Annotated in this window: 16 protein-coding genes; 14 read left to right on the forward strand and 2 right to left on the reverse strand. The window is 61.7% G+C overall.

Annotation, left to right across the window (positions count from 1 at the left end; all coding sequences use genetic code 11):
• Positions 1–11: 11 nt before the first annotated feature.
• The 5 genes from BUA42_RS10820 (at position 12) to BUA42_RS10840 (ending at position 5426) form a co-directional block, all read left to right on the forward strand.
• Complete coding sequence (locus BUA42_RS10820; RefSeq protein ID WP_072777765.1) at positions 12–1460, forward strand: FAD-linked oxidase C-terminal domain-containing protein; 1449 nt, start codon at positions 12–14, stop codon at positions 1458–1460.
• 57 nt (positions 1461–1517) lie between these two features.
• Positions 1518–2621: an FAD-binding protein gene (locus BUA42_RS10825; RefSeq protein WP_072777766.1), complete on the forward strand. Its 1104-nt coding sequence runs from the start codon at positions 1518–1520 to the stop codon at positions 2619–2621.
• Positions 2622–2624: 3 nt separating this feature from the next.
• Entirely contained in the window at positions 2625–3932 is a 1308-nt protein-coding gene (gene glcF / locus BUA42_RS10830) for a glycolate oxidase subunit GlcF (RefSeq protein ID WP_072777767.1), read from the forward strand.
• Positions 3933–4002: 70 nt separating this feature from the next.
• Positions 4003–4809, forward strand: a complete 807-nt coding sequence (locus BUA42_RS10835; RefSeq protein ID WP_072777769.1) for a trypsin-like serine peptidase — start codon at positions 4003–4005, stop codon at positions 4807–4809.
• 149 nt (positions 4810–4958) lie between these two features.
• Positions 4959–5426, forward strand: coding sequence for an Hsp20 family protein (locus BUA42_RS10840; RefSeq protein WP_072777770.1), 468 nt, complete (start codon positions 4959–4961; stop codon positions 5424–5426).
• Positions 5427–5538: 112 nt separating this feature from the next.
• Here BUA42_RS10840 and BUA42_RS10845 read toward each other — a convergent pair whose 3' ends face one another.
• Positions 5539–6678, reverse strand: coding sequence for an MFS transporter (locus BUA42_RS10845; RefSeq protein WP_218588631.1), 1140 nt, complete (start codon positions 6676–6678; stop codon positions 5539–5541).
• 265 nt (positions 6679–6943) lie between these two features.
• The gene (locus BUA42_RS10850) at positions 6944–8419 is read right to left on the reverse strand and encodes an NAD-dependent succinate-semialdehyde dehydrogenase (RefSeq protein ID WP_072777773.1); all 1476 of its coding nucleotides are present in this window, start codon (positions 8417–8419) and stop codon (positions 6944–6946) included.
• An 82-nt stretch (positions 8420–8501) separates the two neighbouring features.
• Here BUA42_RS10850 and BUA42_RS10855 point away from each other — a divergent pair, with 82 nt between their 5' ends.
• From BUA42_RS10855 to BUA42_RS10895, 9 genes are all read left to right on the forward strand, one after another.
• Positions 8502–9299: an alpha/beta hydrolase gene (locus BUA42_RS10855; RefSeq protein ID WP_072777774.1), complete on the forward strand. Its 798-nt coding sequence runs from the start codon at positions 8502–8504 to the stop codon at positions 9297–9299.
• 126 nt (positions 9300–9425) lie between these two features.
• Positions 9426–10676, forward strand: a complete 1251-nt coding sequence (locus BUA42_RS10860) for a sarcosine oxidase subunit beta family protein (RefSeq protein ID WP_072777776.1) — start codon at positions 9426–9428, stop codon at positions 10674–10676.
• Positions 10676–10960 (forward strand): sarcosine oxidase subunit delta, encoded by a 285-nt coding sequence (locus BUA42_RS10865; protein WP_072777778.1) that lies wholly within the window; start codon positions 10676–10678, stop codon positions 10958–10960. The genes BUA42_RS10860 and BUA42_RS10865 overlap by 1 nt, the downstream gene beginning before the upstream one ends.
• Positions 10957–13911: a sarcosine oxidase subunit alpha family protein gene (locus tag BUA42_RS10870; protein WP_072777779.1), complete on the forward strand. Its 2955-nt coding sequence runs from the start codon at positions 10957–10959 to the stop codon at positions 13909–13911. Before BUA42_RS10865 ends, BUA42_RS10870 begins: the two co-directional genes overlap by 4 nt.
• The gene (locus BUA42_RS10875; RefSeq protein ID WP_072777780.1) at positions 13904–14470 is read left to right on the forward strand and encodes a sarcosine oxidase subunit gamma; all 567 of its coding nucleotides are present in this window, start codon (positions 13904–13906) and stop codon (positions 14468–14470) included. The genes BUA42_RS10870 and BUA42_RS10875 overlap by 8 nt, the downstream gene beginning before the upstream one ends.
• A 244-nt stretch (positions 14471–14714) precedes the next feature.
• On the forward strand, positions 14715–15335 hold the full coding sequence (locus tag BUA42_RS10880) for a helix-turn-helix domain-containing protein (protein ID WP_072777781.1): 621 nt from the start codon (positions 14715–14717) through the stop codon (positions 15333–15335).
• A 113-nt stretch (positions 15336–15448) separates the two neighbouring features.
• Entirely contained in the window at positions 15449–16372 is a 924-nt protein-coding gene (locus BUA42_RS10885; protein WP_072777782.1) for a class II glutamine amidotransferase, read from the forward strand.
• Position 16373: 1 nt separating this feature from the next.
• Positions 16374–17051: a GltB/FmdC/FwdC-like GXGXG domain-containing protein gene (locus BUA42_RS10890; protein WP_072777784.1), complete on the forward strand. Its 678-nt coding sequence runs from the start codon at positions 16374–16376 to the stop codon at positions 17049–17051.
• Positions 17052–17061: 10 nt separating this feature from the next.
• On the forward strand, positions 17062–18405 hold the full coding sequence (locus tag BUA42_RS10895; RefSeq protein WP_072777785.1) for an FMN-binding glutamate synthase family protein: 1344 nt from the start codon (positions 17062–17064) through the stop codon (positions 18403–18405).
• The last annotated feature ends 34 nt before the right edge of the window (positions 18406–18439 follow it).

Genomic DNA, 18439 nt, shown 5'->3' on the forward strand with positions numbered 1-18439 from the left:
GAGGATACGCCATGCAGATGCCCAAGCCGGACAGCCACGTCCTGTCGCGCAAGGACCTGATCGTCGCCCGCTTGAAAGAGGTCTTGCCGGAGGATGCCGTCATCTCGGACGAGGCGGAAACCCGCGCCTATGAATGTGACGCTCTGACCGCATATAAATGTCCTCCGCTGGCGGCTGTTTTGCCTTCTTCGACGCAAGAAGTGTCCGCTGTGCTGAAAATCTGCCACGAATTGGGTGTGCCCGTCGTGCCGCGCGGGTCGGGAACCTCTCTTGCCGGCGGCGCACTACCCACGGCGGATTGCGTGCTTCTGGGCGTGGCGCGGATGAATGACGTGATCGAGACGGATTACGACAACCGCTTCATCCGGGTGCAAACCGGACGCACCAACCTGAGCGTCACCGGCGCGGTCGAGGAAGACGGGTTCTTCTATGCGCCCGATCCGTCGAGCCAGCTGGCCTGCGCCATTGCGGGCAACATCGCGATGAATTCCGGCGGCGCGCATTGCCTGAAATACGGGGTGACCACCAACAACCTGATGGGCGTGACGATCGTGCAGATGGATGGCACCGTCATGGAGATCGGTGGCAAGCACCTGGATGCGGGCGGGTATGATCTGCTTGGCCTGATCTGCGGTTCCGAGGGGCAGTTGGGTGTGGTGACGGAAGCGACCCTGCGCATCCTGCCCAAACCCGAGGGTGCGCGCCCTGTGCTGATGGGGTTCGATTCGAACGAGGTTGCCGGCGCTTGCGTTGCCGACATCATCAAGGCGGGCGTATTGCCGGTGGCCATCGAATTCATGGACCGACCCTGCATCGAGGCGACCGAGGCCTTTGCCAAGGCGGGCTACCCGATGTGCGAGGCGCTTTTGATTATCGAGGTCGAAGGGTCCGCGGCCGAGATCGACGAACAGCTGGGCCTGATCCTGCAAATCGCACGGCGGCACAATCCGGTTGAACTGCGCGAGGCAAAAGATGCCGACGAGGCCGGGCGCATCTGGCTGGGCCGCAAGTCCGCCTTTGGCGCGATGGGGCAGATCAACGATTACATGTGCCTCGACGGCACGATCCCGGTGTCGGAGCTGCCCTATGTATTGCGCCGGATCGGCGAGATGTCGAAAGAATACGGGTTGGACGTGGCGAACGTGTTCCATGCGGGTGACGGGAACATGCACCCGCTCATCCTGTTCGATGCGAACAAGGAAGGCGATCTGGAACTGTGCGAGGCGTTCGGAGCCGATATCCTGCGCCTCTGTGTCGAGGTCGGCGGGTGTCTGACCGGGGAACATGGCGTGGGGATCGAAAAGCGCGATCTGATGGTGGATCAATTTGCATCGGCGGATCTTGAGGCGCAGATGGCGGTCAAGGACGTGTTCGATCCGGCGTGGCTTTTGAATCCGGCCAAGGTGTTCCCGCTGGCGGTGTCGGAAAGCCGCCGCAGTGTTGCGCTGGCGGCAGAGTAGCCGTCCTTGGGGGCTCTGCCCCCAAACCCCCGGGATATTTGGAAACCAGAGAAGATCATGAGACCTGAGACAGAGGCCGAGTTGGCCGATATGATTTCGGCGGCCAAGGGGCCGGTATGTGTCCAAGGCGGCGGCACGCGGGGCGTTAACCTTAATGGCGATGTCATCGAGACCGGTGGCTTGTCCGGTATCACGCTCTACGAGCCGGGTTCGCTGACGCTTGTGGCGCAGGCAGGCACTCTATTGGCGGAGGTCGAAGCGGCGCTCGATGCCGAGGGGCAGCGGCTGGCCTTTGAGCCGATGGACCATCGCGGGCTGATGGGCAAGTCCGGCGAACCAACTCTGGGTGGCGTCGTGGCCGGCAATGTCAGCGGCCCCCGACGTGTGTCGGTCGGGGCCTGCCGGGATTTCATGCTTGGCGTGCGATTTGTGGATGGCACGGGCACTGTCGTGAAGAACGGTGGTCGGGTCATGAAGAACGTCACGGGCTATGATCTGGTGAAGCTTCTGACGGGGTCGTGGGGCACCTTGGGTGTTCTTACCGAGGTGAGCCTCAAGGTGCTGCCGAAACCCGAAAGCGCGGCGTGCATCCTGATCGATGGGCTGAGCGATGCAGATGCCGTCGCCGCGATGGCCAAGGCGCTGGGCTCACCGTTTGAGGTTACGGGCGCGGCGCATATTCCTGTCGGGCTGGACGGCACGCCAGTGACGATGCTGCGGATCGAGGGCTTTGCCGGATCGGTCGACTATCGCGCAGGTCAGGTGGCCGCGCTCTTCGCAGGGCAAGAGGTGCGCGTGGAGCGTAACCCGGACGCGGTGACCAAGGGCTGGGCCTGGGTTCGTGACGTGGTGCCGTTTCACGGGGCCGACGGCGATGTGTGGCGGGTGTCCTGCACCCCGTCGGACGGGGCGGATCTTGCGGCAAAGATCGGCGCGGAGGCGCATCTTTTCGATTGGGGCGGCGGGTTGATCTGGGCGCGCGTTGCGGCCGGTACGGATGTCCGGTCGCGTCTTGGCGCATTCGACGGTCATGCCACGCTGGTGCGTGGAACGGGACAGCCGAAGTTCCAACCGGAGCCTGCGGCGGTGGCAGCCCTGTCGAAAGGACTGCGCGCGAAATACGATCCGAAGGGCATCCTGAACGCGGGGTTGATGGGGTAGGACATGCAGACGACGTTTACACCGGAACAGCTCACCAAACCCGATTTCGCGCGGTCGAACGAGGTACTGCGCACCTGTGTGCATTGCGGCTTTTGCACAGCCACCTGCCCCACTTACCAGGTTCTGGGCGACGAGTTGGACAGCCCGCGCGGGCGGATTTACCTCATCAAGGACATGCTCGAAAACGAGCGCAAGCCGGATGCAAAGACGGTCAAGCATATCGACCGGTGCCTGTCCTGCCTGGCCTGCATGACAACCTGCCCGTCGGGCGTGCATTACATGCATCTGGTCGACCACGCGCGCGCCTATATCGAAGAGAATTACGACCGTCCCTGGCATGAACGCGCGCTGCGCTGGACGCTGGCACAGATCCTGCCCTATCCGACACGGTTCCGTATTGCGCTTCTCTTGGCGAAGATCGGCAAGCCGTTTGCACCGCTGATCCCGGATGCTCGACTGCAGGCGATGCTGGAGATGGCGCCGAAGACGATCCCTCCGGTCAGCCGCAACGATGACCCGCAGAGTTTCGCGCCCGAGCAGCCGCGCAAGAAACGGGTGGCGCTGATGACGGGCTGTGCGCAGAAAGCGCTCAACACCGACATCAACGATGCGACGATCCGATTGCTGACGCGGCTTGGCTGTGAGGTGGTGGTGGCCGAAGGTGCAGGATGCTGCGGGGCGCTGACGCATCATATGGGCAAGGTCGATCAGAGCCACGGATCAGCGGCCGCCAACATCAAGGCATGGGCGCGCGAGATGGATGGCGACGGGCTCGACGCGATTGTCATCAACACGAGCGGCTGCGGCACGACGGTCAAGGATTACGGCCACATGTTTCGCAACGACGCGCTGGCGGACGACGCCGCGCGTGTTTCGGCGATTGCCAAAGACGTCAGCGAAGTTCTGGTCGATCTCGTCGATGAGGCGAGCGTGGCAGAAGCGCGGACAATTCACGGCGGGAAAAAGGTCGCCTATCACGCGGCCTGCAGTCTGCAGCATGGCCAGCAGATCAAGACGCACCCGAAAACACTGCTCAAGGCGGCGGGATTCGACGTGGTCGAACCGGCGAACAGCCATCTGTGCTGTGGCTCTGCCGGGACCTACAACCTGATGCAGCCCGAGATCTCGAAAGAGCTGAAAAGCCGCAAGGTTGCGAGCCTCGAGGCCAAGACGCCGGACATCATCGCTGCGGGCAATATCGGGTGCATGATGCAGATCGGATCCGGAACGGATATTCCGATTGTGCACACTGTCGAACTCTTGGATTGGGCAACCGGCGGACCCATGCCGAATGCCTTGAAATCTTCTTAAATCTGACGCGCAGGTCATAGTTTTGCCCGAATGAAAGCGTAGCTCCGGACAAAAGAAACGGAGCTGACTCGTGCGAAATTGGATCCTGGGGGGTTTGCTGACTGTACTGCCATTCGTTGCAGTCGCGCAAAATACCGGGCTTTTCTCTATGGAAAGCCGGCAGGACGGGCGCGCGTGGGAGGCCGTCGGTCGGCTTGAACTCGGTGGCACCGCCTTTTGTACGGGGACATTGATCTCGCAGGATCTGGTGCTGACTGCCGCGCATTGCCTCTACAACGAAGACGGCGAACTCCTTTCTCCGGACGACATTCAGTTTCTGGCGGGGTGGCGCAACGGTCGGGCGGCGGCGTATCGCCGGGTGCGCCGTGCGGTCGCGCATCCCAAGTACAAACTGGATGCAGAGCCGGGGCCGGACCGTGTCTATAGCGATATTGCCCTGATCGAACTCCAGCATCCGATCCGCAACACAACCATCATTCCCTTTGCCACCGAAGACCGGCCGGACATCGGCGATGAGGTGGGCGTGGTGTCTTACGCTCATAACCGGTCCGAGGCGCCCTCCATGCAGGACACCTGCGAGGTGATCTCGGCACAGGACAACGTGCTTGTTCTGTCGTGCTCCGTGGATTTCGGAAGCTCGGGATCACCCGTCTTTGCATTCGGCGATGATGAGACGCGCATCGTGTCCGTCGTGTCTTCCAAGGCGAAGAGTGGCGAGATGCCCGTGTCGCTGGGCGCACCGCTTGATGGGCAGATCGCAACCATCAAAGCGCTGATGGACGAAGGCGCGGGTTTTGCCGAAGGGTCTGTCTTTCGCCCGTTCAAGGCGGATGCCGGTGCGCGCAAAGACACCGGGGCCAAGTTTATCCGCCCGTAATCCGGCTTTGCGGACCCCTTGAAACCCGAAAATCGCATGCCCATCTGATCGGTGTCGGGATGCCCAGACAGGGGCCTGACACCGAATATGGGGCCTGTCCGAAGACGGAAGGCTTCTCACACTTGGTATCGCTCAATGGAGGATGACCTATGCGAGGATATGATTTCGCACCGCTTTACCGCGCAACTGTCGGTTTTGACCAAATCGCCGACCTGATGGATCGGGTTCTGACAAACGACGTCAGCCAGCCCAGCTACCCCCCCTACAACATCGAAAAAACCGCCGACGATGCTTACCGTATCTCGATTGCCGTGGCTGGCTTTTCCGACGCCGACCTAAGCGTCGAGGTCAAGGATGGCGCGTTGATCGTTGCGGCCAAGAAGGCCGACGAGGACGAGACCCGCACCTATCTGCATCGCGGCATCGCCACCCGCGCCTTCCAGCGCCGGTTCCATCTGGCCGACCACGTCCGCGTCGTGGGCGCGAGCCATGTCGACGGCATGCTGCACATCGATCTGGAACGGGAAATCCCCGAAGCGCTGAAACCGCGCCGGATCGAGATTGCTAAGGCCGACACGATCGAAAAAGACGTGGTTGACGCAAAAGCCGTGAACTAATCGACACCGCTTATTAAGACCGAAAGGCCCGGCACCGCGCCGGGCCTCTTTTTTTGGGATCCGATTGTCAGGAGTGTGGACAAAGCACCAATTCGCTGTGGCTGCGCCAAGGTCAGCTTTTTCGTTTTGCTCTGACGCGCTCTGAGCGGCTAAAAGAACCGAATGCAACCGTCACCACAGCTGTCAGAGCTAGTAGACCCAAAGCACCAATGGGCAGCGCCCAAAGCCCGGTATTGATAGCAAGCGCATTGGCCGATGCTGAGCCCACCGCAATGCCGAGGTAACTTGCGGATGAGTTGAGTGCGAGAACAAAGCCGTGGTGTTCCTGAGCCACCAATCCCACAAGTCGGCTTTGTTGAGGCGTCGCGAACAGGGTGCCCATGAACGCACATCCGGCAAGAGCCATCGCACCCAGATATGGTCCTAGATCGAGGAACATCAGAAACAGAAACGCTGCGAGACCTCCAAAACTCGCCCAAACCAACGGGCCTGGTCCAACGCGATCCGAAAGCGCGCCTGCGGCGGCATTCCCCGCGACACCTAGAACGCCGAACAGGAGAATTGCGATCGGAAGCCCGCTTGCGCTGACACCGAATTGCTGTCCCAACAACTCCCCCATCAGCGCATAGATGACAAACTGTGCCGATAGCATACCCACCGTCCCTGCAAGTAGGAGTGCTGGTGCGAGGAGAGGAAAGCTTTCTGAGGGCCGTTTCCGTGGCGCGTTTGCTGTGTCTGCGTTGCGCGGCATATAGATCGCTGCCAATGCAACAAAGAGGACCGCGGCTAAACCTATTGCAGCAATGGCCCCGCGCCATCCAAGCAATAGCGTCAACCATGTCGCAACCGGTACGCCTCCTACGGTCGCAAGGGTAAACCCGGCAAAGACTGTAGCCAAGACTGCACCGCGTCGGTCCGCCGGGACCAAAGAGATGGCAAGAGCTGCGCTAGTGGGCGCGATAAGCGCACCACCCAAGGCGGACGCGATGCGTGCAATGAGAAGCGCTTGAAACGAGGACGCCAGCGCCGACCAGACTAGGGAAGCTGCGAGAATACTTGCGCCCGCAAGGATTAGCGTTCGGGGCGCGAGACGTTGCCCCAAGGCGAATTGCGCGAGGGGTGCGGCCAAGGCAAAGGTCGCTGCGAATGCTGTGACGAGCCACCCAGCGTCTGCTGGGTCCGTGGCCAGATCGCGCGTCAGCGCCGGTCCCAAGCCCAATATGCTGAGCGATGTCGTACCAATGACGAACATTCCCAAGGCAAGGATCCAAGGCACGCGCTTGCTAATTGTCTGTGTTGGCACAGAGTTGCGATCCTCATTGTTTTGGGTGGATGATGTCAGGATACATCCTTTGCCAAATATCGAAAGGCGACATTCCCTGCGCTACGAAGAAATTGCAATTTGGGCTCCGAGCCGCCGTTCCAGGTCGGTTGGGGACAAGCGGAAAGGCGGGTTGGGAAGGCCGGATCGCGAGACCTTTCAAGGTCTCGCGCCAGTGATTTGAAGCTTCGAAGCGTCAGACGCTCATGCAGACGTATTTCATCTCAAGAAACTCATCGATTCCGTGATGGCTGCCCTCGCGGCCAAGACCCGATTGCTTCACCCCGCCGAACGGGGCGACCTCGGTCGAGATGATCCCGGTGTTCACCCCGACAATGCCGTACTCCAGCGCCTCAGCGACCTTGTACACGCGGCTGAGATCCTTGGCGTAGAAATAGCTGGCGAGGCCGAAGATCGTGTCATTCGCCATCTCGATCACGTCATCTTCGGTCTCGAACTTGAAGAGCGGGGCGAGGGGACCAAAGGTTTCCTCGGTCGAGAAGGCCATGTCCTGTGTCGCGCCGGTGACGATAACGGGGTTGAAGAAGTTTCCGCCCGCCTCGTGCTCTTCGCTGCCAAGGATCACTTCACCACCCTTGGCCTTGGCGTCGGCGATATGCTCCTGCACCTTGTCGAGCGCGTCGTTGTTGATGAGTGGACCAAGGTCGGTGCCCTCTTCAAGACCGTCGCCCACCTTCATCTTGCTGACCTTCTCTTTCAGCTTCTCGGCGAAGGCATCGTAGACGCCCGCCTGCACGTAGATACGGTTGGCGCAGACGCAGGTCTGTCCGTTGTTGCGGAACTTGCACATGATCGCGCCATCGACAGCGGCGTCGATATCCGCGTCGTCAAACACGATGAAGGGCGCATTGCCGCCAAGCTCCATCGAGCACTTCATCACCTGATCGGCGGCCTGGCGCAGCAAGATGCGCCCGACCTCGGTGGACCCGGTGAAGGTGATCTTCCGCACCGCCGGGTTCTCGCAGAACTCCTTGCCCACTTCCGAGGACGAAGACGATGGCACGACGTTGAACACACCGGCAGGGATACCCGCACGTTCTGCAAGGACACCCAAAACGATAGCCGACAGCGGTGTCTCTTTCGCCGGGCGCGCCACGAAAGAACACCCTGCCGCAAGCGCCGGGCCCGCTTTTCGCGTGATCATCGCGTTCGGGAAATTCCAAGGGGTGATGGACCCGACCACGCCGATGGGCTGCTTTATCACCATGATCCGCTTGTCGCGCTGGTGGCCGGGGATCGTCTCGCCATACACACGCTTCGCCTCTTCCGCGAAGAATTCTATGAAGGATGCGCCGTAGGCGACTTCGCCCTTGGCTTCAGCCAGAGGTTTGCCCTGTTCGGCGGTAAGGATCGTGCCAAGATCGTCCTGGTGCTCCATCATTAGGTCGAACCATTTGCGCAGCACTTGCGCACGTTCCTTGCCGGTCCACTTGGCCCATTCCCGTTGCGCCACTTCGGCTGCGGCAATCGCATCCGCCACTTGCGCACGGGACAGGTCCGCCACCTCGGCAATCGTGTCGCCGCGCGCGGGGTTGTCCACCGCAAAGGTCCCGTCGTCGCCGTCAATCCACGTGCCGTTCACGTAGCCCCGCGTTTCAAGCAAGGACGGATCGTTTAACAGGCTCGCAAGGTTTGTTGTCTGATCAAGCATGGGTCCCCTCCGGTTTTCTGCTGTCAAAGGTGGATCATTTGCCGAATATATTGGCAAGTGATCATCTGATGGAGACGCGGACGTGGATTGGGACGACGCCTACGCCAATGCAAAATATATCCCCTACGGGGAGAACTATCCAAAACGCTGGCGGGCCGATGCGGACGCGTTTCGCCAGAAGATGTCCGTACTGGGCCGTGCGCGACTTGGGGTGATGTACGGACACGGAACGCGCGAGGTCGTGGATGTGTTCCTCCCCGACGGCATTCCAAAGGGCCTGATGGTGTTCGTTCATGGGGGGTATTGGGTTCGGTTCGAAGGATCGCTCTGGTCTCACTTCGCGCAAGGTGCCTTGGAACGCGGTTGGGTGGTGGCGATGCCGACCTACGATCTCTGCCCCCGCGTGCGCATCCCGGATATCACGCTGCAGGTGGCGCAGGCGATCTCGGTCATCGCGCGCGAATTCGACGGACCGATCCGATTGGCGGGGCATTCCGCAGGCGGCCACCTGGTGTCCCGGATGCTCGACCCCGGCGTGCTGCCGCAGGATGTGCTGTCGCGCATCGAGACCTGCGTTCCGATATCGCCCGTTTCGGATCTCCGGCCTCTCATGAACACGTTGATGAACCGGGACTTCCGGCTGGACGACGCAATGGCCAAGGCCGAAAGCCCGATCTTTCAGCAGAAGCCGACGGTGCCGGTAACTGTCTGGGTCGGCGCCGAGGAACGGCCCGTATTCCTAGATCAAGCGCAATGGCTCGCCGATGCATGGGGCTGCGCGCATGTCGTTGATCCCGGCAAGCACCATTTTGACGTCATTGACGGCCTGCAGGATGCCGACAGCCGCTTGATGAGCGCAATTCTCGGCAGCGCGTCTTGACACTCCGACGAATTCGGCAAGAGCTTTGCGGCACGGGATGTCTCTTTCAGACCTCGATTTGACCGAAAGAGGCAGGTCCGGTGCCGCAGACCCGTGCAAGGGTCACCGGGAAGGAGTCACTGCGACATGCGATATTCCGGCTTTCGGGTCCTCAAGGAAGCGCTGACCGGCCATCGCGGCTGGGGTCCAGCATGGCGTGATCCGGAACCGCAGTCAGACTACGATTATGTCATCATCGGCGGCGGCGGGCATGGACTGGCGACGGCCTATTACCTTGCCAAGGAATACAAGCAATCGCGCGTCGCCGTTCTGGAAAAAGGCTGGATCGGCGGGGGAAACGTGGGGCGGAACACCACGATTGTCCGCTCGAACTACCTGCTCGACGGCAATGAGCCGTTCTACGAATTCTCTCTCAAGCTCTGGGAAGGGCTGGAGCAGGACCTGAACTACAACGCGATGATGAGCCAGCGCGGCATCATCAACCTCATGCATTCCGACGCCCAGCGCGACGCCTATATCCGGCGCGGGAATTCCATGATCCTGCATGGTGCGGATGCGGAACTGCTGAACCAGAAGCAGGTGCTGGAGAAATACCCGTTCCTGAACGTCAAGAACGCGCGCTTTCCGGTCATGGGCGGGCTGCTGCAGGCGCGCGCCGGCACTGCGCGGCATGATGCGGTCGCCTGGGGCTATGCGCGCGGGGCCGATCAGCGCGGTGTGGACATCATCCAGAACTGCGAGGTGACGGGCCTCCGGATCGAGAATGGTAAGGTGCTGGGGGTCGAGACGTCGCGCGGCTATATCGGGGCGAAGAAAGTCGGGTCCTGTGTGGCGGGGTCTTCCTCGAAAGTGATGGCCTATGCAGGCATGCGGCTGCCCATTGAAAGCCATGTCCTGCAGGCGTTCGTGTCCGAAGGGCTCAAGCCCGTGCTTCCGGGCGTCATCACCTTTGGCGCAGGGCATTTCTATTGCAGCCAGTCCGACAAGGGCGGATTGGTCTTCGGTGGCAATATCGATGGCTACAATTCCTACGCTCAGCGCGGCAACCTGCCGGTGGTCGAGGACGTGATTGAGGAAGCGATCGCCATGTTCCCGATGCTGGGTCGCGCGCGCCTGCTGCGGTCTTGGGGCGGCATCATGGATATGTCGATGGACGGCTCGCCCATCATCGACAAGACCCATATCGACGGACTCTATTTCAACGGTGGCTGGTGCTACGGCGGGTTCAAGGCGACGCCTGCCTCGGGCTTCTGCTACGCGCATCTGCTGGCCACCGACACACCACACGAGACCGCCACCGCGTTCCGCCTCGACCGGTTCCGCACCGGAAATGTCATTGATGAAAAGGGATCGGGCGCGCAGCCCAACTTGCACTGATGATTATCAATCACCCGATCCTTGGCCCGCGTGACTCGTCCGAGTTTGTCTATCTGGGCGACGCGACACTTTTGAAGCGCCCGGACTGGCAAGCGGAAGACGCGGCCGAGCAGTTCTATGATTATCTGCACACGCGCGATAACCCGGCGGGTCTGCATCGCGAGTTGTGGTATCACGAACAGGGCGACCGGTCGTGGCTGGTCGTCACACGCGACACCGTCACACACGAGATCACCAAGGTCGAACTGGCCCGCGACGTGGCGCGTACGGGGGGGTCAGCATGAGCCAGGTGAACCGTCTGGATGGCGGGCTGATCGACCGGTCCGAAACGTACTCCTTCCGCTTCGACAGCACGTACCACAAGGGCCACAAGGGCGACACGCTGGCCTCTGCCCTTTTGGCGAACGGCGTGCGGCTCATGGGACGGTCGTTCAAGTATCACCGTCCGCGTGGTCCGATGACGGCCGGGTCTGAAGAACCGAACGCTATCGTCGAACTGCGCGAGGGCGCGCGCAAGGAACCCAACACCCGGGCCACGACCGCAGAGCTTTATGACGGGCTGCGGGCGGCGTCGCAGAACCGCTGGCCTTCGCTTGCCTTCGACGCGATGGAGATCAACGACCTCCTGTCGAACTTCTTTGCCGCAGGCTTTTACTACAAGACCTTCATGTGGCCTGCCGCCTTCTGGGAAAAGGTCTATGAGCCGATTATCCGGCGTGCCGCTGGTCTGGGATCGCTTAGCTCGCAGGATGATCCCGACGATTACGACAAGGGCTTCCTGCATTGCGATCTGCTTATCATCGGCGGTGGCCCTGCCGGTCTGGCCGCTGCGCTGACCGCGGGTGAAAGTGGTGCACGGGTGATCCTGTGCGATGAGGATTTCCTGATTGGAGGGCGGCTCAACTTTGAGACCTACGACGTCGGCGGTCAGTCCGGCGCCGCCTGGGCCGCCGAGACGGTCGCGCGGCTACAAACCATGCCGAATGTCCGCGTCATGCCGCGCACCACCGTCATCGGTGCCTTCGACCACGGCATCTACGGCGCGGTGGAACGGGTGAGCGATCACCTTCCCGTTCCGCAAGAGGGCAAACCCCGCCAGATCCTGTGGCGCATCACCTCCACGCGCGCGATCCTCTGCGCCGGCGCGACCGAGCGCCCCATCGTGTTCGAAAACAACGACCGCCCCGGCATCATGCAAGCCAGCGCCATCCGCGCCTATGCGAACCGCTGGGCCGTGACCCCAGCGCAGCAGGTGGCGATCTTCACCAACAATGACGACGGGCACCGCACGGCGTCTGATCTTGTGTCCAAAGGCGTGGAGGTCGTGTCGGTCATCGACACTCGGCAAGACGCGCTGATATCAACGGACTACGACGTGATCGCAGGCGGCGTGATCGACCAGACCTGGGGTCGGCTGGGTCTCAAACAGATCGAAGTGAAGATGCCCAAGGGCGGCATCCGCCGGATCAAGTGCGGCGCTTTGGGTGTGTCAGGCGGCTGGAACCCGAACGTCCATCTCACCTGTCACCAGCGCGGGCGACCGGTCTGGGACGAGGCGCTCTCGGCCTTCGTACCCGGTGGCGCCCTTCCCCCCGGCATGACCGTTGCGGGCGCGGCGAACGGGGTGTTCTCGACCCATGGCGCACTCAATTCCGGAGCAGAAACCGCCAAAGCCGCGCTGTCGGACCTCGGGATGACATCGAAGGCCCCCACCCTCCCAGACGCAGAAGACACGCCCGTCCGCATCACCCCCTTCTGGCACGTCAAATCCGCCAAGCGCGCTTGGGTGGATCAGCAGAACGATGTAACTGCCAAGGACATCAAACTGGCGCATCAGGAAAACTTCCGCTCTGTCGAGCACCTCAAGCGCTACACCACGCTGGGCATGGCCACGGATCAGGGCAAGACGTCCAACGTCGCGGGCCTTGCCATCATGGCCGAGGTCGCGGGCAAGGCGATCCCCGAGGTGGGCACCACCATGTTCCGCCCGCCCTATGCCCCCACCGCGATGGGTGTGTTCGCCGGGCGCGCCTGGGGGAAGGACGTGCGCCCGACCCGCCTGACCCCAAGCCACAAATGGGCCGAAGAACAGGGCGCCGTCTTTACCGAATCGGGCCTCTGGCTGCGCGCGCAATGGTATCCGAAGGCGGGCGAGACGCATTGGCGCGAAAGCTGCGACCGGGAGGTGCTGCAAACCCGCAAATCAGTCGGCGTCTGTGATGTGACCTCGCTCGGCAAGATCGACGTGCAGGGCGCCGACGCAGCAACGTTCCTGAACCTCGTTTACTGCAACGGCATGGCAAAGATCCCGGTCGGCAAGGTCCGCTATGGCCTGATGCTGCGCGAAGACGGGTTCGTGATGGATGACGGCACCGCGGCGCGTCTGGCCGAAGATCATTTCGTTGTCACAACCACGACGGCCAATGCCGTCGGGGTCTACCGGCACATGGAGTTCGTGCGGCAGTGCCTCTGTCCGGACATGGACGTGCAGCTGATTTCCACCACCGAGGCGTGGGCGCAGTTCGCGGTCGCGGGTCCCAACTCCCGCGCGCTCTTGCGCAAGATCGTGGACCCGGGCGTCGACCTATCGAACGACGCCTTCCCGTTCATGGCCTGCGCCGAGGTCACGATCTGCGGCGGCCTACGCGCGCGGTTGTTCCGAATCTCGTTCTCGGGTGAGCTGGCTTACGAGATCGCCGTGCCGACCCGTTATGGCGACGCTTTGATCCGGCGCTTAATGACCGCAGGCGAGGAATTCGACGTCGTGCCCTACGGCCTCGAAGCGCTCAACGTCATGCGGATCGAAAAGGGCCACGTCACCGCGAACGAGTTGAACGGCACAACCACGGCGTTGAACCTTGGCATGGGACGCATGGTGTCCAAGACAAAGGACTCGATTGGGTCTGTCTTGTCCGAACGCCCCGGGATGAACGAAGAGGATGCGCTGAAGCTGGTCGGACTGAAGCCGGTCGACTTGTCCAACAACGTACCCGCCGGGGCGCATTTGCTGACCAAGGGCGCGAAGGTGACCGCCACCAACGATCAGGGCTACGTCACCTCTGCGTGTTATTCCCCGAACCTCGGCCACCATATCGCGCTGGGGTTCCTGAAATCAGGGGACAGCCGCATCGGTGAGGTGATCCGCCTTGTCAGCCCGCTTACCGGTGTCGATCACGAGGTCGAAGTGGTCAGCGCCCATTTCCTCGACCCGGAAGGAGAGCGCCTCCGTGCATGATCTGGCCCCCCTTCACGCGCTTGGCGGTGCAGAGGCACGTATCGACACCGTCGCAGGTGTCACGCTGACCGAGAACATGGGCCTCGCCCTCGCTTCGGTCTCGGCCCGCAAGGGACAAGAGACCGCCTGCCGCGCGCATCTGGGCGAACTCTTGGAAGGCTCCGCGCCCGAACCGGGCAAGACCGTGCTGCACGACCCCGAGGCCTCCTTCTGGATGGCGCCCGATCAATGGATGGTTGGCGCGCCGTTCGGCACGCACGAAGACCTCGCTGCACAATTGAAAGCACGATTTTGCGAGACCGCGTCGATCACGGAACAGACCGATGCCTGGGTCTGTTTCGACATGCGCGGTGACGGGATCGAAGCCGTGATGCAACTCTGCGCCAATATCGATATCGAGCGGATGCAGACTGGCGACGCGGTGCGGACGGTGATCCACTACATGGGGGTCTATGTCCTGCGCCGCGATCCGGCGAACTGGTTGCGTATCCTCGGGTCTCGATCCTCGGCCGGATCGTTGCACCATGCGCTGGTGACGGCGATGAAGGCGGCCTTGTAGCGAAGCATTCCCGCGCGGAATCAAGGCGAAGCCGCCGCGCGATCGGTCACGCCAAAGGCGTGCTTCCAGCACGACCCGCCCCCCGGGCTGGCGATTGGTTGCCGTAAGCGCATAGCAAATGCGACTTCAGGACTTGGCCGACATAAAGTGGATCGCATACTTGATGGACGCCATCCCGCGGTCTGACCATCGCGCTGTTCCGGACACTGGTTGTTGCAAAACACTTCCGCTAACGTTTCGAGCCATGACCAAACTCACCCAGGACCCACACAAGACGACCGGCCCGCTGCACAATGTGCTCGAGGTCGCGATTGGCCGTGAGGTGCGGGCGTTCCGCAAGCAGCAGAAAATGACGGTATCGGATCTGTCCAAGCTCACGGGCATCTCCGTCGGGATGGTGTCCAAGATCGAGACCGGCAACACCTCGCCCTCTCTCACGACCCTTCAAACGCTTGCCAACGCCTTGTCCGTCCCGCTTACCGCGTTCTTCAAAACCTTCGAAGAACGGCGCGATGCCGTGCATACGAAAGCCGGTGAGGGTCTGAGCATCGACCGCGAAGGCACACGCGCCGGGCATCAATACACACTGCTCGGCCATATCGGCGCCAACCGCAGTGGTGTGATCGTGGAGCCCTATCTGATCGAACTGACATCGGAGTCCGACACGTTCGAGACGTTTCAGCACGACGGGATTGAGACGATCTACATGCTGGATGGGGCGGTGGATTATCGCCATGGGTCGCGGATTTATCCGCTCCGCCCGGGCGACACGCTTTTCTTCGAAGCGGACGCACCGCACGGACCCGAGACGCTCGTCGCACTTCCAGCGCGCTACCTGTCGATCATCAGCTACCCGCAGGCATAATTCTTGCGCAAATTATTCCTAAAGTGAATATTTCATTCCCCTTATTGCCGATAGCATCCGTGCCTGCTACTTTTCTCGCATCCTGAAAATCTGGCTTGGAAAGGACCACCCGAATGTGTGGGATCGTCGGATTGTTTCTGAAAGACCGGTCGCTCGAACCTCAGCTTGGGGCGATGCTGACCGATATGCTTATCACGATGACGGATCGCGGCCCCGACAGCGCGGGTATCGCGATTTACGGCGAGGATGACGCGACACGGTCCAAAATCACCGTGCAATCGGAAACGCCGGACACCTCTTTCGCGACGCTTGAAGACGACCTCCGCACGGCCCTCGGCGCGCAGGTGGCGGTGACGCGGAAGGACACGCATGCGGTCCTGAAAATCCCACGCGGGCAGATCGCTCCGGCGCGCGCGGCGCTGGCGCAGATCGACCCTGCTTTGCGCGTCATGTCCTCGGGCGACACAATCGAAATCTACAAAGAGGTCGGCCTGCCCAAAGACGTCGCATCGCGGTTCGACCTGCGCAGCATGAGCGGAACGCACGGCATCGGCCACACCCGCATGGCGACTGAATCGCTCGTGACCACAATGGGCGCGCATCCGTTCAACACCGGACCCGACCAGTGCCTCGTGCACAACGGGTCTTTGTCCAACCACAACCGCCTGCGCCGCAAGCTGCAGCGCGAGGGCATCGTCATCGAAACCGAAAACGACACCGAGGTCGGCGCGGCCTACCTGACCTGGCGGATGCAAAATGGCGCGTCTCTGGGCGAAGCCTTGCAAAGCTCGTTGGACGATCTGGATGGGTTCTTCACCTTTGTCGTCGGTACAAAAGATGGCTTTGGCGTCGTGCGCGACCCCATTGCATGCAAGCCCGCCGTGATGGCCGAGACCGACCAGTACGTCGCCTTCGGCAGCGAATACCGCGCCCTCGTGAGCTTGCCCGGCATCGACTACGCCCGCGTTTGGGAGCCAGAACCGGCCACTGTCTATTTCTGGTCGCACGACACCACCCCGACCCGGAAGGCTGCGTAAGATGCAGACCATCGACATGGACACCACCGCCCTGCGGGATTTGAACGCAGCACTGCAGGCGCAGGCAAACGAAACGAACCAGACCGCGTGGGAGATCGTGAACCCCAAGGGCAGTCACGCGATTGCGGTCGGTTTGGACGCCCCGATCGAGGTTACGGTGAAAGGCTCCACTGGTTACTACTGCGCCGGAATGAACAAGCAGGCGACCGTGCATGTGGCGGGGTCCGCCGGGCCGGGCGTGGCCGAAAACATGATGTCCGGCACAGTGGTGATCGAAGGCGACGCATCGCAATACGCGGGCGCGACGGGAAATGGCGGCACGCTCATCATCAAGGGCAACGCGTCTTCGCGCTGTGGGATTTCGATGAAGGGCATCGACATTATCGTGCACGGCAATGTCGGTCACATGTCAGCCTTCATGGCGCAGTCGGGTAACCTTGTCGTCTGCGGCGATGCCGGTGAGGCGCTGGGAGACTCGATCTACGAGGCGCGGCTGTTCGTGCGCGGGTCGGTGAAATCGCTGGGTGCGGACTGCATCGAGAAAGAGATGCGTGACGAGCATATTTCGATGCTCACCGAACTGTTGGCGCGGGGCGGATGTGACGCGAAACCCGAGGATTTCAAACGGTACGGTTCGGCGCGCCAGTTGTACAACTTCAACATCGACAACGCGTATTGAGGGCTGAGCGATGAAAGACCTGCCCAACGGCGCGCCGCGCACGGTTCCCATCCAGTCGGCGACGTTTACCAACTCGGTCAACGCCGAAATCCGACGCGCGGCGGCGACCGGGATTTACGACATCCGAGGCGGTGGCGCGAAGCGGAAGGTTCCGCATTTCGACGACCTCTTGTTCCTGGGGGCGTCAATCTCGCGCTATCCTTTGGAGGGATATCGGGAGGCCTGCGATACCTCTGTAATGCTGGGCACACGCCACGCGGAGAACCCGATCAAGCTCGACATTCCGATCACCATCGCGGGGATGAGTTTCGGCGCTCTTTCCGGTGCCGCGAAAGAGGCGTTGGGACGCGGCGCGACCTTGGCCGGAACCTCGACCACCACGGGCGATGGCGGCATGACACCCGAAGAGCGGGGGCATTCGAAGACGCTCGTCTATCAATATCTGCCATCGCGCTACGGGATGAACCCGGATGATCTGCGCAACGCGGACGCGATCGAAGTCGTCGTCGGGCAAGGCGCGAAACCCGGCGGCGGCGGAATGTTGTTGGGCCAGAAGATTACCGACCGCGTGGCGGGAATGCGCAACCTTCCCAAAGGGATAGATCAACGATCCGCCTGTCGTCACCCAGATTGGACCGGGCCCGATGATCTTGAGATCAAGATCCTCGAACTGCGCGAACTCACCGGCTGGAAGGTGCCGATCTACATCAAGGTCGGTGGCGCACGGCCCTATTTCGACACGACGCTCGCCGTGAAGGCCGGAGCGGATGTTGTTGTGCTAGACGGGATGCAGGGCGGCACCGCGGCGACGCAGGACGTGTTCATCGAACATGTCGGCATGCCAATCCTCGCCTGTATCCGCGAAGCGGTGCGCGCGCTCGAGGACCTCGGCATGCACCGTGAGGTGCAGTTGATCGTATCCGGCGGCGTCCGCACCGGGGCGGATGTGGCAAAGTGCATGGCGCTTGGCGCGGATGCGGTGTCTATCGGAACAGCGGCGTTGATTGCCTTGGGCGACAATGACCCACGGTGGGAGACCGAGTACCAAGCCCTCGGTACAACGGCGGGGGCTTATGACGATTGGCACGAAGGCAACGATCCAGCCGGGATCAGCACGCAGGACCCGGAACTCGAAGCGCGGCTTGATCCCGTCGAAGGCGGGCGGCGGCTGAACAACTACCTCAAGGTGATGACGCTGGAGGCTCAGACCATCGCGCGGGCCTGCGGAAAGAACAAGCTGCACAACCTCGAACCGGAGGATCTGTGCGCGTTGACGATGGAAGCGGCGGCGATGGCGAAGGTGCCTTTGGCCGGGACGGACTGGTGGCCGGGGAAATCGGGGACAACGTTTTGATTGGATCGTGTGGAGCAAAGGCCGAAGGCCGCCG

This window comes from Marivita hallyeonensis (assembly GCF_900129875.1).
Lineage (GTDB): Bacteria > Pseudomonadota > Alphaproteobacteria > Rhodobacterales > Rhodobacteraceae > Marivita > Marivita hallyeonensis.

Coding starts and splice junctions, on each gene's coding strand:
- BUA42_RS10820 (WP_072777765.1), top strand. CDS start 12: ATGCAGATGCCCAAGCCGGACAGCCACGTCCTGTCGCGCAAGGACCTG.
- BUA42_RS10825 (WP_072777766.1), top strand. CDS start 1,518: ATGAGACCTGAGACAGAGGCCGAGTTGGCCGATATGATTTCGGCGGCC.
- glcF (WP_072777767.1), top strand. CDS start 2,625: ATGCAGACGACGTTTACACCGGAACAGCTCACCAAACCCGATTTCGCG.
- BUA42_RS10840 (WP_072777770.1), top strand. CDS start 4,959: ATGCGAGGATATGATTTCGCACCGCTTTACCGCGCAACTGTCGGTTTT.
- BUA42_RS10845 (WP_218588631.1), bottom strand. CDS start 6,678: ATGTTCGTCATTGGTACGACATCGCTCAGCATATTGGGCTTGGGACCG.
- BUA42_RS10850 (WP_072777773.1), bottom strand. CDS start 8,419: ATGCTTGATCAGACAACAAACCTTGCGAGCCTGTTAAACGATCCGTCC.
- BUA42_RS10860 (WP_072777776.1), top strand. CDS start 9,426: ATGCGATATTCCGGCTTTCGGGTCCTCAAGGAAGCGCTGACCGGCCAT.
- BUA42_RS10865 (WP_072777778.1), top strand. CDS start 10,676: ATGATTATCAATCACCCGATCCTTGGCCCGCGTGACTCGTCCGAGTTT.
- BUA42_RS10870 (WP_072777779.1), top strand. CDS start 10,957: ATGAGCCAGGTGAACCGTCTGGATGGCGGGCTGATCGACCGGTCCGAA.
- BUA42_RS10880 (WP_072777781.1), top strand. CDS start 14,715: ATGACCAAACTCACCCAGGACCCACACAAGACGACCGGCCCGCTGCAC.
- BUA42_RS10885 (WP_072777782.1), top strand. CDS start 15,449: ATGTGTGGGATCGTCGGATTGTTTCTGAAAGACCGGTCGCTCGAACCT.
- BUA42_RS10890 (WP_072777784.1), top strand. CDS start 16,374: ATGCAGACCATCGACATGGACACCACCGCCCTGCGGGATTTGAACGCA.
- BUA42_RS10895 (WP_072777785.1), top strand. CDS start 17,062: ATGAAAGACCTGCCCAACGGCGCGCCGCGCACGGTTCCCATCCAGTCG.